The sequence below is a fragment of the Pseudomonas putida genome (genome assembly GCF_025905425.1).
Taxonomy (GTDB): Bacteria; Pseudomonadota; Gammaproteobacteria; order Pseudomonadales; family Pseudomonadaceae; genus Aquipseudomonas; species Aquipseudomonas putida_AF.
This window is the reverse complement of sequence record NZ_CP109603.1, coordinates 2,803,489-2,818,085: the sequence shown is the minus strand read 5'-3', so window position 1 is coordinate 2,818,085 and position 14,597 is coordinate 2,803,489. Positions and strand designations below refer to the sequence as shown.

The window sequence follows — 14,597 nt, the reverse complement described above, 5'->3', positions numbered from 1 at the left end:
AAAGTGGTCGATCAGCGAACAGAAACTGCTTCAGGCCTGGACAGGCGGCATTTGAACTTCCTTATTCTCTTGCATCTCTTCTAGAATTCGAGCTGTTGCATCCGCCAGGCCTGCCCTGCGCGGCTTTCCCTGGGCACAGCATCCAGCCGCGCCGCCGTCGAGAACGCCATGAGTTCCAGCACACCGCTGTCCGGAGTCAACCAACCACTGCGTGGCATCGCCCTGGTGGTGATGGCGACGTTCCTGTTTGCCAGTCACGATGCCCTGTCCAAGTTCCTCGGTGGCCTGTACCCGATCATCATGGTGGTGTGGGCCCGCTATGTGGTGCACACCCTGCTGATGGCCGGGATTTTCCTGCCAAAGTCTGGCCTCAACGTACTGCGCACCCGTCGCCCGCTGTTGCAGACCCTGCGTGCCTTGAGCCTGCTCAGCACCAGCCTGCTGTTTACCACCGGCCTGCAGTACCTGCCGCTGGCCGAGGCCACGGCGGTCAACTTCCTTGCGCCTGTGCTGGTCACCGCCTTGTCGGCGCCGCTGCTCAAAGAGCGGGTGACGGTGGGGCAGTGGGTGGCGGTAGTGATGGGCTTTATCGGGGTGGTGGTGGTGGTGGTGCACCCCGGTGGCGCGATGTTTACGCCGGCGATCCTGTACCCCTTCGGCTCGGCGCTGGGCTTCTGCTTCTATCAGTTGCTGACACGAATTCTGGCTGCCCATGACAGCCCGACCACCAGTAACTTCTATGCAGGGCTGTGCAACACCCTGGCAATGAGTGCATTGGTGCCGTTCTTCTGGGAAGTGCCGCGCTGGGACCACGCGCTGTTGATGCTGGCGCTGGGTGGTTTCGGCATGACTGCCCACTTGCTGCTGACCCAGGCGTTTCGCCATGCAGCCCCTGCGTTGCTGGCACCGTTCAGTTACTGCCAGATCGTGTTTGCCGGGCTGCTCGGGCTGTTGATCTTTGGCCAGGTGCCGGACAGCCTGAGCCTGGTGGGCATCTCGATCATTTGCCTCAGTGGGCTTGGGGCGGCGTGGATGCAGCGGCGCAAGTGAAACGGCCGGTTCGTTGTCCTGGGCACCATTGCACAAGTACTGCACAAGATTCGAGGCCCGTGCGAAACCTGTGGGAGCGGGCTTGCCCCGCGAAGAGGCCGGCACGGAAAAGCGCTGACAGAGCCAGCCTATTACCCCCGAATACGCGCTCTATTAGAAGTCTGCCCAAGCTCGACTAGTCTTTCCCCTGGCCTTGCGAATTCCGCCTGCGGGTCGCGTCTGAGCACCTGTGTTCAAGACCGTGCCACCCCGCCATGACAGCATCGCGCGCCCCGCGTCGGCAAAAGACCGACCCGACCTGATGAGGGGTAGGCATGAGCCCAAGTGCTCGGCTGATAGAACACCTGGCATAGACCGGAAATCTGGATAACCGACCCAGAGGTACCCACAGATGTCGAACGAATCGAAATGCCCGTTCCATCAAACCGCAGGTGGCGGCACCACCAACCGTGACTGGTGGCCTGACCAGCTCAACCTGAGGATTCTCCACCAACATTCGTCCAAGTCCGATCCGATGGACCCGGATTTCGACTACGCCAAAGCCTTCAAAAGCCTCGATTTCCAGGCCCTCAAGCAAGACCTGAAGGCCCTGATGACCGACTCCCAGGCGTGGTGGCCCGCCGACTTCGGCCACTATGGCCCGCTGTTCATCCGCATGGCCTGGCACAGCGCTGGGACTTACCGTATTGGTGATGGCCGAGGTGGCGCAGGCTCGGGTCAGCAACGCTTCGCGCCGCTCAACAGCTGGCCGGACAACGTTAGCCTGGACAAGGCCCGGCGCCTCCTGTGGCCGATCAAGCAGAAGTACGGCAACAAGATTTCCTGGGCCGACCTGATCGTCCTCACCGGCAACGTTGCGCTGGAGTCCATGGGCTTCAAGACCTTTGGTTTCTCTGGCGGGCGCGCCGATGTGTGGGAGCCGGATGAGGACGTGTACTGGGGCTCGGAAAAGGTCTGGCTGGGCGGCGATACCCGCTACGGCAAGGAGCAGGTCAAGGCCCAGCCACCCGGTGAAGGTGACTTGGTGGCCGAACCTGCCAAGCACGGCGAAGAACAGAACCGCGACCTGTCCGCCGAGCGCAACCTGGAAAACCCGCTGGCCGCCGTGCAGATGGGCCTGATCTACGTCAACCCGGAAGGCCCTGAAGGCAACCCCGACCCGGTCGCGTCGGGCAAGGACATCCGTGAGACGTTCGGCCGCATGGCCATGAACGATGAGGAAACCGTAGCCCTGATCGCGGGTGGCCATGCGTTCGGCAAGACTCATGGCGCCGGCCCGGCCGATAACGTCGGCCCCGAACCGGAAGCCGCAGGCCTGGAGCAGCAAGGCCTGGGCTGGGCCAACACGTTCGGCACCGGCAAGGGAGGCGACACCATCACCAGCGGCCTGGAGGTGACCTGGACGTCTACTCCAACCCAATGGAGCAACGAGTACCTCAACAACCTGTTCAACTTCGACTGGGAGCTGACCAAGAGCCCGGCCGGCGCGCACCAGTGGCGGCCTAAGGAAGGCAAGGGCGCAGGCACCGTGCCGGATGCCCATGACCCGAGCAAAAAACATGCGCCATCCATGCTCACCTCCGACCTGGCGCTGCGTTTCGACCCGATCTACGAGCCGATCGCCCGGCGCTTCAAGGACAACCCCGAGCAGTTGGCGGATGCGTTCGCCCGTGCTTGGTACAAACTGATCCATCGCGACATGGGCCCGCTTGCGCGCTACCTCGGGCCGGAAATGCCCAACGAAGAGCTGCTGTGGCAAGACCCGCTGCCCAAAGCCGACCCGTCGTCGCTGAGTGAGCAGGATATCGCTGCGCTCAAAACCAAGGTCCTGGCTTCGGGTTTGAGCGTGGGCGAGCTGGTTTCTGCTGCCTGGGCATCCGCTTCGACCTTCCGTGGTTCCGACAAGCGCGGTGGCGCCAATGGTGCACGCTTGCGCCTGGCGCCGCAGAAAGACTGGGCCGCAAACCAGGGCGTGGGCAAGGTGCTGGCGGCGCTGGAGAGGATCCAGAGCGAGTTCAACAACGGCGGCAAGAAGGTCTCCCTGGCCGACCTGATTGTGCTGGCGGGTACCGCAGCGGTGGAAAAGGCAGCCAAGGATGCGGGTTACAGCGCCAGCGTCGCGTTCCGCCCCGGTCGCGTCGATGCTTCGCAGGAACAGACCGATGTCGAGTCGTTCGCGGTGCTGGAACCGTTGGCAGATGGCTTCCGCAATTTCACCAAGGACCGTTACAGCGTCAAGGCCGAGAAACTGCTGCTGGACAAGGCCCAACTGCTGACGCTGACTGCGCCCGAGCTGACCGCGCTGATCGGTGGCCTGCGCGTGCTGGGCGCCAACCACGGTGGCAGCAAGGATGGGGTGTTTACTGACAAACCCGGTACCTTGAGCAACGACTTCTTCCGCAACCTGCTGGACATGGGCGTGGAGTGGAAGCCGACGTCGGCTGACAACGAGCGGTTTGAGGGCCGTGACCGAAATACCGGGCAGGTGAAATGGACGGGTAGCCGCGTTGACCTGGTGTTCGGCTCCCATGCCCAGTTGCGCGCTCTGAGCGAGGTGTATGGCAGCAGCGATGGCCAGGACACGTTCGTGAAGGCCTTTATCGCAGCGTGGGAAAAAGTGATGGAGCTGGACCGTTTTGATTTGAAGTAAGCATGTAAATGGGGGCGCTTTGCGCCCCATTCGCGGCACAAGGCCGCTCCCACAGGTATCGCGCCGCAGCTGATAGCAGCGGGTACCTGTGGGAGCGGCCTTGTGCCGCGAATGGGCTGCAAAGCAGCCCACGGCCATCCCGCCCATGCACATGCCAAAGACCCATCTGGTTGATCCAGGTGACCGGCCGCCAGCTTGGCCATGCGCAGCGACTCCACCGCCGGCGCCAGGCCGATGGTGGTGAAGTTGGGCGGGATCAGAAAACCGAAGGTCTGGGTGGGCGAAGGCGTTACGATTGCAGAAACGGGGTGGACCATTGCGATCTTCCTGTGCAAGCTGAGGCGTGATTCGTCGGGGGCATTGAGAAACACAGGCCTCGCATGATTCTTGTTGTTATAGGTCGTTACCCGGTCGATCTACACCCCGGGCTGGCGGCCAGGAATGGACCTGATTGCAAACAGAAGGTGAACCAACGTGAACCCCGAATCCATGCTGGCGGCGCTGCCAGGTTTCGCCATCGCGCCTGAGGCGATCCAGGTAGTGCCCGATGCAGCGGCCTACCGCAGGTGCCTGCTTGAGCGCATCGCGGCGGCGACCCGGCGCATCGTCATCGTCGCCTTGTACTTGCAGGAAGACGAGGCCGGGCAGGAAGTGCTGGATGCCCTGTACCAGGCCAAGGCCGCGCGGCCAGGCCTGGAAATCGTCATTGTGGTTGATTGGTTCCGTGCCCGTCGTGGCTTGCTGGGGGGCGGGCGCCAGCCTGGCAATGCCGCCTGGTACCAGGCCCAGCGCCAGCTGCGTGGGCTGGACGTGGTGATCCATGGCGTGCCGGTGCAGACCCGTGAGCTGTTTGGCGTATTGCACCTCAAAGGCAGCATCATTGACGACTGTGTGATCTACACCGGTGCCAGCCTCAACAACGTGTACCTGCACCGTTTTGACCGCTACCGGTTGGACCGCTATCACGTGTTCGAGTCGCCCGCGCTGGCCGATGCCATGGTCGATCTGGTGCGTCGTTTGCTGCACCACACGGCTACGCCGCGCCTCGACCTGCCGGCGCCGCCCGCCACCCGCAGCTTGCGCGGTGACATCCGGCGGCTGCGTGCGCGGCTGCGGCGCATGGTCTATGACGTGCCGACTGGCGAAGCGGGACAGGGCTTGCGGGTCATCCCTTTGCTTGGCGTCGGGCGGGGCAATCCGCTCAACAAAGCACTTTGCGCACTGCTGGCCGGTGCGCGCGCGCAGATCATCATCAGCACACCCTATTTCAATCCGCCTCGGGTATTGATGCGCGAAATCGACCACGCGCTAGACCGTGGCGTGCGGATGGAGCTGATCGTCGGCGATCGCACTGCCAATGACTTCTATATCGCCCCTGGCGAGCCGTTCAGTGCCAGCGGCGCATTGCCTTACCTTTATGAGGATAACCTGCGCGCCTTTACCCGTCGTCGCCAGGCCGCGCTTGCCAGTGGCCAGCTCGAAGTGCGGATCTGGAACGATCCCGGGCACACCTTTCATGCCAAGGGGCTGTGGATTGACCAGCGTTTTTCGCTGCTGACCGGTAACAACCTCAATCCGCGTGGGTTCAACCTGGACCTTGAGAATGGCCTGCTGATCGATGACCCCGAAGGGCAGTGGCTGGTGCCGCGGGAGGCGGAGTTGGCGGGGATACGCCGGCATGCACGGAAAATCGACTCAGCGGCCGAGCTGGGGGTCAAGGCCGAGCACCCCAAGGAGGTACGCAAGTTGCTCCGGCGGTTGCGCTACAGCCGGCTGGAACCGTTGATCAAACGGGTGCTTTGACGGTGAGCGAGCGGGGCTGGCTTCTTGATTGTTTTTTTGGTGTTGGTTTTGATGGCTGGGGTTGATCCAGTGGCGGCGCTGACGCTTAGTCACCTCGGCCTTGCTCCCGGGAGGACCGCGCTGTAGGGCCCATCCTGGGCCCCAGCGCTTGACGGGCATCCTTGCCCGTCACCTCCCTTCGCAAGTCCTGCCCTCGGCCTCCTGAGTCGCTGAAGGTCAAAAGCCAGATCAAGATCAAAAGCAGATCAAGATCAAGATCAAGCGCTAGGCCATTGTTTTCAGGTCACTACCTGGTAGCACGGCACATACGCGGCACCGCCCGGCAACTTCATCCGGTGCTGGTCGACGAACGCTTGTAACAACCGGCCCAGTGGCTCCAGTACCGCACTGTCGCCGCGGATCTGGTACGGCCCGTGTTCTTCGATCAGGCGGATGCCTTTGTCCTTGACGTTACCTGCAACGATGCCGGAAAACGCTCGGCGCAGGTTGGCGGCCAGTTCATGCGGCGGCAGCTCGTGGCGCAGGGCCAGCTCGGCCATGTTGGCGTGGGTCGGGTCGAACGGGTGCTGGAAGCCTTCGTCGATCTTCAGCAGCCAGTTGAAGTGGAAGGCGTCATTGCGCTCGCGACGGAACTGCTTGACCTCTTTGAGCCCCTCGACCATGTGCCGCGCCACTTCGGCCGGGTCATCGATGATGATCTGGTAGTGGCCTTGGGCGGCTTTACCGAGGGTGGCGCCGACGAAGGCGTGCAGTTGCAGCAGGAACGGCTCGGCACTGCGCGGGCCGGTGATGACGACCGGGAAGGGCAGGCCTTGGTTGTCCGGGTGCATGAGAATGCCGAGCAGGTAGAGGAACTCCTCGGCAGTACCGGCGCCGCCCGGGAAGATGATGATCCCGTGACCGACACGCACGAAGGCTTCAAGGCGCTTCTCGATGTCTGGCAGGATCACCAGCTCGTTGACGATCGGGTTGGGCGCCTCGGCGGCGATGATGCCCGGCTCGGTCAACCCCAGGTAGCGGCTGCCGTGCATGCGTTGCTTGGCGTGGGCGATGGTGGCGCCCTTCATCGGGCCCTTCATCACGCCAGGGCCGCAACCGGTGCAGACGTCCAGCTTGCGCAGGCCCAGCTCGTGGCCGACCTTTTTGGTGTACTGATATTCCTCGCTGCTGATTGAGTGGCCGCCCCAGCACACCACCATCTTCGGTTCTACGCCGGGGCGCAGGGTGCGGGCGTTGCGCAGCAGGTGGAACACGTAATCGGTGATGCCCTGGGAGCTTTCCAGGTCGATGCGCTGGCTGGCCAGCTCACTTTCGGTGTAGACGATGTCGCGCAGGGCGCTGAACAGCATTTCACGGGTGCTGGCGATCATCTCGCCATCGACGAAGGCATCGGCCGGGGCGTTCAACAGCTCAAGGCGTACGCCGCGGTCCTGCTGGTGGATACGCACCTCGAAGTCCTTGTAGGCCTCGAGGATGGTCTTGGCATTGTCGACATGCGCGCCGGTATTGAGAATGGCCAGGGCGCACTGGCGGAACAGGGTGTAAAGGCTACCGGTACCGACTTCACTCAGTTGCTGCACTTCACGTTGCGACAGCGTCTCCAGGCTGCCTTTGGGGCTGACGGATGCATTTATGACATGGCGTTGAGGCATCTAAGTCTTTCCTGTGCGGGTAAAACATCCTTCTTTGACACCACCATACCGAGAAATGTGGGCGGCAACGAGGGGGGCGCTGAAAAACCTTGAGACCGCGTCGCTTTATTCGCGGGCAAGCCCGCTCCCACAGGTTTGGCGCAGGCTCTGGAAGCAGGCAACGCGGTCTCAGATCACCCGAGCAGCTTCTGCACCCCGAGGGTAATCGCCAGCCCACCCCCCACCAGCCACAGGTTCAGGATCGCCCCGGTAACCAGCGCCCGTGGCCCTGCCTGGCGGATCTGGCTGAAGCGCGTTTCCATCCCCAGTGCCGTCATGGCCATGGTCAAGGCAAAGGTGTCGAGGCTGTTGATTGCCTGGGTCACATTGCCGGGCAGCACCTGCAGCGAGTTCACCAGCACCAGGGCCAGGAAGCCGAACGCGAACCAGGGCATGGCGATGCGCCCGTTGCCTTGCCCTTGACCTGCTTTGCGCGAACGGCTGATCCACAGCCCCACCACCAGCAGCACCGGTACCAGCAACATCACCCGGGTCATCTTCACGATGGTGGCGATATGCGTTACCTCGGGGCTGACGTTGCTCGCTGCGCCTACCACCTGGGCCACTTCGTGGAGTGTGCCGCCCAGGAACAGGCCGGCGCCCAGGGTATCCAAGTGCAGCCAGCCGGCATTGATGGCCAGCGGGTAAAGGAACATCGACAGGGTCCCGAACAGCACCACGCTGCCGACTGCCATGGCACTTTTATGCGGGGCGCTGCGCAGCGCCGATTCGAAGGCCAGCACCGCAGCGGCGCCGCAGATGGCACTGCCGGCAGCGGTGAGCAGCGCGGTGTCGCGGTCCAGCTTGAGCAGCTTCATGCCACACCACAGGCCGATCAACAGGGTGCTGACCACCACCAGCAACGAAACCGTCAGCCCCGACCAGCCGACTTCGGCGATTTCCTGCAGGCTAACCCGCAGGCCGAAAAATGCCACCGCGATGCGCAACAGCCCGCGGGCCGAGAAGTTGATACCAGCGGCCCAACTGGCCGGCACACCATCGCGCAGCGCGTTGCCGTACAAGGCACCGGCGACGATACCGACAATCAATGGGCTGATACCCAGATTGGCGATGGCAGGCAACGCCGCAAGCTGAGTGACGGCAAGCGCGAACAGGGCGACGAACAGAATGCCATTGAGCCGCCCTCGGGTAGAGAGGGTAGGCGTGTAGGCGGGGTGGGACGGAACCGTGGCCATGTGAGTCCTCCGGGAAAAGTATTTCGACAAGGCCTACGTTAATCTGGTTATAAGCTTATAAAAAATCGTAATTTAGGATGTGAAGTATCCGTTTAGCTGATATTTTGAATTCATGACCCCAGAACAGCTGATAACATTCGCCACCGTCGCCGAGCATGGCAACATCAGCCATGCGGCCCAGGCTTTGCACCTGTCGCAGCCTGCGGTGTCCGGGCAGCTCAAGTTGCTGCAGGAGGCGTTCGGCGAACCTCTCTACCAACGCGCCGGCCGCGGCGTGCGGCTCACGGCTGCGGGGGAGCAGTTGCTGGCCCATGCCGAGCGCCTGCGCGATACCTTTCGCCAGGCTCAGGCCCTGCGCGAGGCGATGCGCGGCCTGGAGCGCGGCAGCTTGCGGATCGGCGCCAGTACCACGCCGGCCAGCTATCTGCTGCCTTATCTGATCGCCGACTTCCATGCCCGCTACCCCGACGTGTCGGTGAGCACCTCTAATGGCAACACAGCTGAAATTGTCGCCGCGCTGGGCAGTGTCGATATCGCCTTGATCGAGGGGCCTCCCGGGCAGGAGCTGCCCCTGGGCACCGGGGTAACGCCGTGGCGTGAGGACGAGATCGTCGCAATCGTGCCCAGTGGTCATCCGCTGGCAGGTGAAGAACAGCAGACCCTGGAGGCGCTAGGTGCCTACCCACTGGTGCTGCGCGAGAGTGGCTCGGGGGTGAGGCAGATTGTAGAGCGGGCGTTTGCCCGCAATGGCGTGGCAATGCGCGTCGCGCTGGAGATTGCCGGGGTAGAGGGGGTAAAGGAGGCGGTGCGGGCGGGGATGGGGATTGGCTTTGTGTCGGCCATGTCGATTCGGCATGAGGATGGCGTGTTACGGCGGTTGCGGATTGCACCGCAGCCGTTGGTGAGGCGCTTTTCTATCTTGATGCCCCATGCGGCCACGCCCTCGCGGGCGGCGGCGCGGTTCATGGCGTTGTGTGTGGGGCCCCAGGAAATGGGCTGACGTTAAACACATGCTTGAGAGGCCGCGAGGTTCTCATCGCGGCAGCGAAACTAGCCGCATCGCAGCGCATTGAGCAGGCGGGTGCCCTTGAGCCCGGCGACGAGCTCAGGGCGATGCCTGGCTCAGTAGTTTATGCCGCCGCCAGTTTGGCACTGGTCTGCCGACGACGATACGCACTGTCGCGGCTAGCCAGCCACCAGTACAACGGCGAGGTAATTGCCAGCCCCACCAGCCACGACAAGTCTGCGCCGTTGATGTGCTCGGAAATCGGCCCGACGTACAGCGGCGTATTCATGAACGGGATCTGCACCACGATACCCACTGCGTAGGCAATCAGTGCCTGCGGGTTGTAACGCCCGTAGATGCCACCATCGACCTTGAAGATCGACTGGATGTCGTAGTCACCCTTGTGGATCACATAGAAGTCGATCAGGTTGATCGCGGTCCAGGGCACCAATACCACCAGCAGTACCAGCACCATGTCGACGAAGTGGCCGATGAAGTCCTTCGAGGCGAACACGGCCACCACGCTGCAGGCTGCCAGCACGATCAACGACAGCACCGCGCGGCTTTTGGCGGTGGGGATCCAGCGGTAGGCGAACGTCTGGATCAGGGTGATGATCGACAGCACCGCGCCGTACAGGTTGAGGGCGTTGTGGCTGATCACGCTGAGCAAGAACAGCACCAGCATGATCGGGCCGAGGGTGCCGGTGGCCAGTTTGACCGCGTCCATGGTGTCCATGCCGGCCGGGATCGCCAGCACCGCCACGGCGCCGAAGATGAACGACAGGCTCGAACCCAGGGCCGAACCCAGGTAGGTGGTCCAGAAGGTCGAACTGACCTTGACGTCGGCCGGCAGGTAGCGCGAATAGTCCGACACATATGGGGCAAAGGCGATCTGCCACAGCGCCGCCAGCGACACCGTAGCCAGCCAGCCGGCCAGGTTGAAGCCGCCGCGGGTGAGGAAGTCGTCGCTCTGCACGTGGGTGAAGATATAGCCGAAGCCGACCACGATGCCAATGCCCAGCACCCAGGTGCCGATGCGGTTGAGCACGTGGATGAAGCGGTAGCCGATGATGCCGATGATGCCCGACCCCAGCGCACCGATGACGATACCTACCGGAATGGGCACGGCCTCGACCACGCCATGCAGCGACTTACCGGCCAGGACGATGTTGGAGGCGAAGAAGCCGATGTACATGACCCCGGCGATCACCACTACCAGCAGTGCGCCGAGCGAGCCGAACTGGGCGCGGCTTTGGATCATCTGTGGGATGCCCATCTGTGGGCCCTGGGCCGAGTGCAGCGCCATCAGCACCCCGCCGACCAAGTGGCCGACCAGGATGGCGACGACGCCCCACACCAGGTTCAGGTGAAACAACTGCACGCCGAGCGCGCCGGTGACGATGGGCAGCGGCGCGATGTTGCCGCCGAACCACAGTGTGAACAGATCCCTTACCTTTCCGTGGCGGTCTTGCGGGGGCACGTAGCCGATCGTGTGTTTTTCTATGAGGGGTGCCGAGTTGGCTGCACTGGTCATGACTGACTCCAAGGCAAGGTAGGGCATCGGGTACTGCCCGGGTGCGTGCCGGCGAAGGGCGACGCGTTCTTGTTGGAGGGATGATGCGGGGTGTGGGGATAACGAGAAATTAGTAAATATGTGCCCATCAACCTTAAAAAACCTAAGGCTGACAAAAGCTTAAGGGACGAGTGGAAGCAAGGACCGGGCCACCAGGCTGGAAGGCCTGGGCCTCGGGGGTTGGCGTCATCCGGGGTACTGGCGGGGGGAGCCGGGATGGTGCGGAGTGTGCGTTTTCAGTGCAGATAAATAGTTCACCTGTGCCGGCCCTTTCGCGCCGGACCGCCGCGAAAGGGCCAGTACAGGCGAGCAGCTACATCGGCAACAGCCGGTCTTGAATCACCTCTTTCATCACCAAAGTCGAACTCAACCGTTTCACATTGGGAACGCTGGTCAGGTGTTCGTCATACAGCTTCTGAAACGCCGGCAGGTCCTTCGCCACCACGTGCAGCAGGTAGTCCGGGTCGCCGAACAGCCGCTGCGCTTCGACGATCTGGGGGATCTCGGCCAGCGCCGCTTCGAAGTCCGCCACCGGCTGGCGCGTCACCTCGCGCAGGGTGACGAACACCAGGGCGGCGAAGTTCAGCCCCAGTGCGGCAGGCGCCAAGCGTGCGTGGTAGCCGAGAATGGCGCCGGACTCTTCCAACGCCTTTAGCCGGCGATGGCAGGGCGACAAACTCAACCCCACGCGATCCGCCAACTCGGTCACCGAAAGGCGCCCATCTTTTTGCAGCTCGGCAAGCATTTTGCGATCAGTTCTGTCCACTGAGAAGAATCTTCCAGTATTTGTGCGATAGCAGGGAATATACGAAAGAAAATGCCCCGAAGGAATCCGTAATCTTTCTGCATCCCAAGCCAAGATAAAAGGAAGATTCAAGTGGCAATCAGTGTGCTGACGGCGTTCTGGGCCGTGTCGTTGCTGTTCGTGATTACCCCGGGTGCCGACTGGGCCTACGCCATCTCGGCGGGTATGCGCGGCCGCTGGGTGATGCCGGCGGTGGCCGGCATGTTGTCCGGGCATTTTCTCGCGACCCTGGTGGTGGCGGCAGGCGTGGGCAGCTTGCTGGCAGGGCACCCGCTGGCGTTGATGTTGCTGACCCTGGCGGGCTGTACCTACCTGCTGTGGCTGGGCGGTAACCTGCTGTTGAGCCCCGGCGTGCCGCAAGCGGGGCAGGATGGCGTGGGGGAGTCGGGTTCGCGCTGGGCATTGAAGGGCTTTTGCGTGAGTGGGCTGAACCCCAAGGTGTTCCTGTTGTTTCTTGCCTTGCTGCCGCAATTTACCGACCCGCAATCGAGCTGGCCCGTGCCGTTGCAGATCCTGCTGCTGGGGTTGGTCCACCTGTGCAGCTCGCTGGTGATCTATTCGCTGGTGGGCTATGGCGCCAAGGCCGTACTGAGTACTCGACCTGGGGCGGCAAAGATGGTCGGGCGGGTATCAGGCATGGCGATGATCGCAGTGGCCCTGGGGTTGATTGCCGGGCAGTTGCGCTGAAGCTACCGGCGCTGGCGCCGCTCGGATACACTCCTCGCTACTTTTCGCACAACCAGGACGTGCCCCATGCCCGAAATCACCCAACTGCTAACGTTCGCGCTGATCTGCCTGGGCATGGTGCTGACGCCAGGCCCGAACATGATCTACCTGATTTCCCGTTCGATTTGCCAGGGTCGCAATGCCGGGTTGATATCCCTCGGCGGCGTGGCCCTGGGCTTCGTCATCTATATGCTCTGCGCTGCACTGGGCATCAGCGCGCTGGTAATGGCCGTGCCGTTTGCCTACGACGTGCTGCGCATCGGTGGCGCCTTGTACCTGCTGTACCTGGCGTGGCAGGCCGTGCGGCCCGGCGGTAACTCGCCATTCCAGGTCCGCGATCTGCCCGCGGACAGCCCGCGGCGGCTGTTCACCATGGGTTTTGCCACCAGCTTGCTGAACCCCAAGATCGCCGTCATGTACCTGTCGCTGATGCCGCAGTTCATCGAGCCCGGTCACGGCAGTGTGCTGGTGCAGTCGTTGGTGCTGGGCTGTACTCAAATTGCCATCAGTGTATCGGTCAATGCGGTGATCGCCGTGATGGCCGGGTCCATCGCCGTGTTCCTCGGTGGGCGGCCGCTGTGGCAGCACGTTCAGCGCTGGTTGATGGGCACCGTGCTGGCCGGCCTGGCCGTGCGGATGCTGGCCGAAGGGCGCCGTTGAAAAAGGCGGAAAAACTGCGGATAAGGCGCTGGTCCGGATCCTTGAACGGCAGCCGTTTTTAACGGCAGCCGTTATTCAGCGTATGAAATGCACCTTGCCGGTGTCGTCATTGCCCATGTAGATCCCGTACACCCCGGCTTGGCGCTCGAGGATGTAACGTTCGAGAATCTGCCGTATCGCCGGGTAGTAGATCTCTTCCCAAGGGATTTCATTTGGCTCGAAGAACTTGTAGGCCAAGGTCTCCGGCCCGAACTGCCCGGTCTCTTGCGTGGCGATGGCGCGGAAGATGATGTACACCTCGCTGATCTTGGCCACGCTGAAGATCGAGTAGGGCGAGACGATTTCGGCATGCACGCCGCTTTCTTCCCAGACCTCGCGCAACGCCGCCTGTTCGGTGGTTTCGCCCGCTTCCATGAAGCCTGCGGGCAAGGTCCAGGTGCCGGGGCGCGGCGGGATGGCGCGCTGGCACAGCAGGTACTTGCCATCACGCTCGATGATGCAGCCGGCGATGATCTTCGGGTTGATGTAGTGGATGTAGCCGCAGCCGGTGCAGTGCAGGCGTTCGTGGGTGTCGCCTGTGGGAACGCCCCGGGCCAGTTCTGTGGTGCAGTGCGGGCAATAGCGCGGGGCGTTGGGCATGGTCAGCGGCCTATGCGGGGTTCTATACGTGGCTCTTTGAGGGCCAGGGGCTCGACCATGTCGCGCACCTTGGGGTTGTCATCTTGCTTCTGACGCAGGTAGTCCAGGGCTACCTTGGCGGCGGCGCGGACGTGATCGACCGAGGCCTGGTGAGCGACCAGCGGATCGCCGCCCTTGATCGCTTCGACGATCTTTTCCATTTCTCGGTTGCTGGCGCCGCGGCGGTTCTCCTGCGACACCGAGGTGGCGCGCAGGTAGCTGATGCGGGCCTGCAACTGGCGCAGCTGCTGGGCGGCAACCTGGTTGCCGGAGCCTTCCAGAAGCACATCGTAGAAGCCTTGCACCGAGTCGAGCACCTGTTGCAGTTCGCCTTCTTCAAGGGCTTCGCGGTTGACTTCCAGGGCGCGTTCCAGGGCACGAATGTCCTTGGCCTTTGCATTGAGGGTGAACAGCTGCACGATCAGGCCTTCGAGCACGCAGCGCAGCTCGTAGATATCGCGGGCGTCTTCCAGGGTGATGATGGCCACGCGCGGCCCTTTGGCGTCGGCGAACTCGACCAGGCCTTCGGACTCCAGGTGGCGCAGGGCTTCACGCACCGAGGTGCGGCTGACCCCGAGGCGATCGCAGAGATCGCGCTCTACCAGGCGGTCACCTGGCAGCAGGTGGAAGTTCATGATCGCGGCGCGCAGCTTGTCGAGCACGATTTCGCGCAGGGTAACGGGGTTGCGGTTGACCTTGAAGCTGTCGTCGAGTGGCTGGCGTTTCATCAGGTGCGCTCTTTATGAGGCTGTTGCGCCA

At 62.7% G+C, this 14,597-nt stretch carries 12 protein-coding genes and 1 pseudogene; 6 read left to right on the top strand and 7 right to left on the bottom strand.

The window, feature by feature from the left end; translation table 11 throughout:
* Positions 1-168: 168 nt before the first annotated feature.
* Together OGV19_RS12575 and katG are read left to right on the top strand one after the other, a co-directional pair.
* The gene (locus OGV19_RS12575) at positions 169-1,050 is read left to right on the top strand and encodes a DMT family transporter (RefSeq protein WP_264313673.1); all 882 of its coding nucleotides are present in this window, start codon (positions 169-171) and stop codon (positions 1,048-1,050) included.
* 391 nt (positions 1,051-1,441) lie between these two features.
* On the top strand, positions 1,442-3,700 hold the full coding sequence (gene katG, locus OGV19_RS12570) for a catalase/peroxidase HPI (RefSeq protein WP_264313672.1): 2,259 nt from the start codon (positions 1,442-1,444) through the stop codon (positions 3,698-3,700).
* Between the two features lie 185 nt (positions 3,701-3,885).
* On the opposite strand, the pseudogene OGV19_RS27670 reads toward katG, so the two are convergent.
* Positions 3,886-4,017: pseudogene (locus tag OGV19_RS27670) on the bottom strand (GlxA family transcriptional regulator); the annotation flags it as partial.
* A 157-nt stretch (positions 4,018-4,174) separates the two neighbouring features.
* On the opposite strand from OGV19_RS27670, the gene pssA reads away from it, so the two are divergent.
* Complete coding sequence (gene pssA, locus OGV19_RS12565; protein ID WP_264313671.1) at positions 4,175-5,503, top strand: CDP-diacylglycerol--serine O-phosphatidyltransferase; 1,329 nt, start codon at positions 4,175-4,177, stop codon at positions 5,501-5,503.
* A 278-nt stretch (positions 5,504-5,781) separates the two neighbouring features.
* Here the strand turns inward: pssA and ppnN are convergent, their stop codons facing one another.
* Positions 5,782-7,155 carry a nucleotide 5'-monophosphate nucleosidase PpnN gene (ppnN, locus tag OGV19_RS12560; protein ID WP_264313670.1) on the bottom strand — a complete coding sequence of 458 codons (1,374 nt, stop codon included), beginning with the start codon at positions 7,153-7,155 and terminating at the stop codon, positions 5,782-5,784.
* A 173-nt stretch (positions 7,156-7,328) separates the two neighbouring features.
* On the bottom strand, positions 7,329-8,390 hold the full coding sequence (locus tag OGV19_RS12555; RefSeq protein ID WP_264313669.1) for a YeiH family protein: 1,062 nt from the start codon (positions 8,388-8,390) through the stop codon (positions 7,329-7,331).
* 112 nt (positions 8,391-8,502) lie between these two features.
* Here OGV19_RS12555 and OGV19_RS12550 point away from each other — a divergent pair, with 112 nt between their 5' ends.
* Positions 8,503-9,390, top strand: a complete 888-nt coding sequence (locus OGV19_RS12550; RefSeq protein WP_264313668.1) for a LysR family transcriptional regulator — start codon at positions 8,503-8,505, stop codon at positions 9,388-9,390.
* A 130-nt stretch (positions 9,391-9,520) separates the two neighbouring features.
* On the opposite strand, the gene OGV19_RS12545 is transcribed toward OGV19_RS12550, so the two are convergent.
* On the bottom strand, positions 9,521-10,930 hold the full coding sequence (locus tag OGV19_RS12545) for a purine-cytosine permease family protein (protein WP_264313667.1): 1,410 nt from the start codon (positions 10,928-10,930) through the stop codon (positions 9,521-9,523).
* Between the two features lie 352 nt (positions 10,931-11,282).
* Entirely contained in the window at positions 11,283-11,735 is a 453-nt protein-coding gene (locus OGV19_RS12540) for an Lrp/AsnC family transcriptional regulator (protein WP_264313666.1), read from the bottom strand.
* Between the two features lie 111 nt (positions 11,736-11,846).
* On the opposite strand from OGV19_RS12540, the gene OGV19_RS12535 reads away from it, so the two are divergent.
* Both OGV19_RS12535 and OGV19_RS12530 read left to right on the top strand, forming a co-directional pair.
* Positions 11,847-12,461: a LysE family translocator gene (locus OGV19_RS12535; RefSeq protein ID WP_264313665.1), complete on the top strand. Its 615-nt coding sequence runs from the start codon at positions 11,847-11,849 to the stop codon at positions 12,459-12,461.
* A 66-nt stretch (positions 12,462-12,527) separates the two neighbouring features.
* Positions 12,528-13,160, top strand: coding sequence for a LysE family translocator (locus OGV19_RS12530; protein WP_264313664.1), 633 nt, complete (start codon positions 12,528-12,530; stop codon positions 13,158-13,160).
* A 75-nt stretch (positions 13,161-13,235) separates the two neighbouring features.
* Here OGV19_RS12530 and OGV19_RS12525 read toward each other — a convergent pair whose 3' ends face one another.
* Positions 13,236-13,799, bottom strand: coding sequence for an NUDIX hydrolase (locus OGV19_RS12525; RefSeq protein ID WP_264313663.1), 564 nt, complete (start codon positions 13,797-13,799; stop codon positions 13,236-13,238).
* Between the two features lie 2 nt (positions 13,800-13,801).
* Positions 13,802-14,566, bottom strand: a complete 765-nt coding sequence (locus OGV19_RS12520; RefSeq protein WP_264313662.1) for a GntR family transcriptional regulator — start codon at positions 14,564-14,566, stop codon at positions 13,802-13,804.
* Between the last annotated feature and the right edge of the window lie 31 nt (positions 14,567-14,597).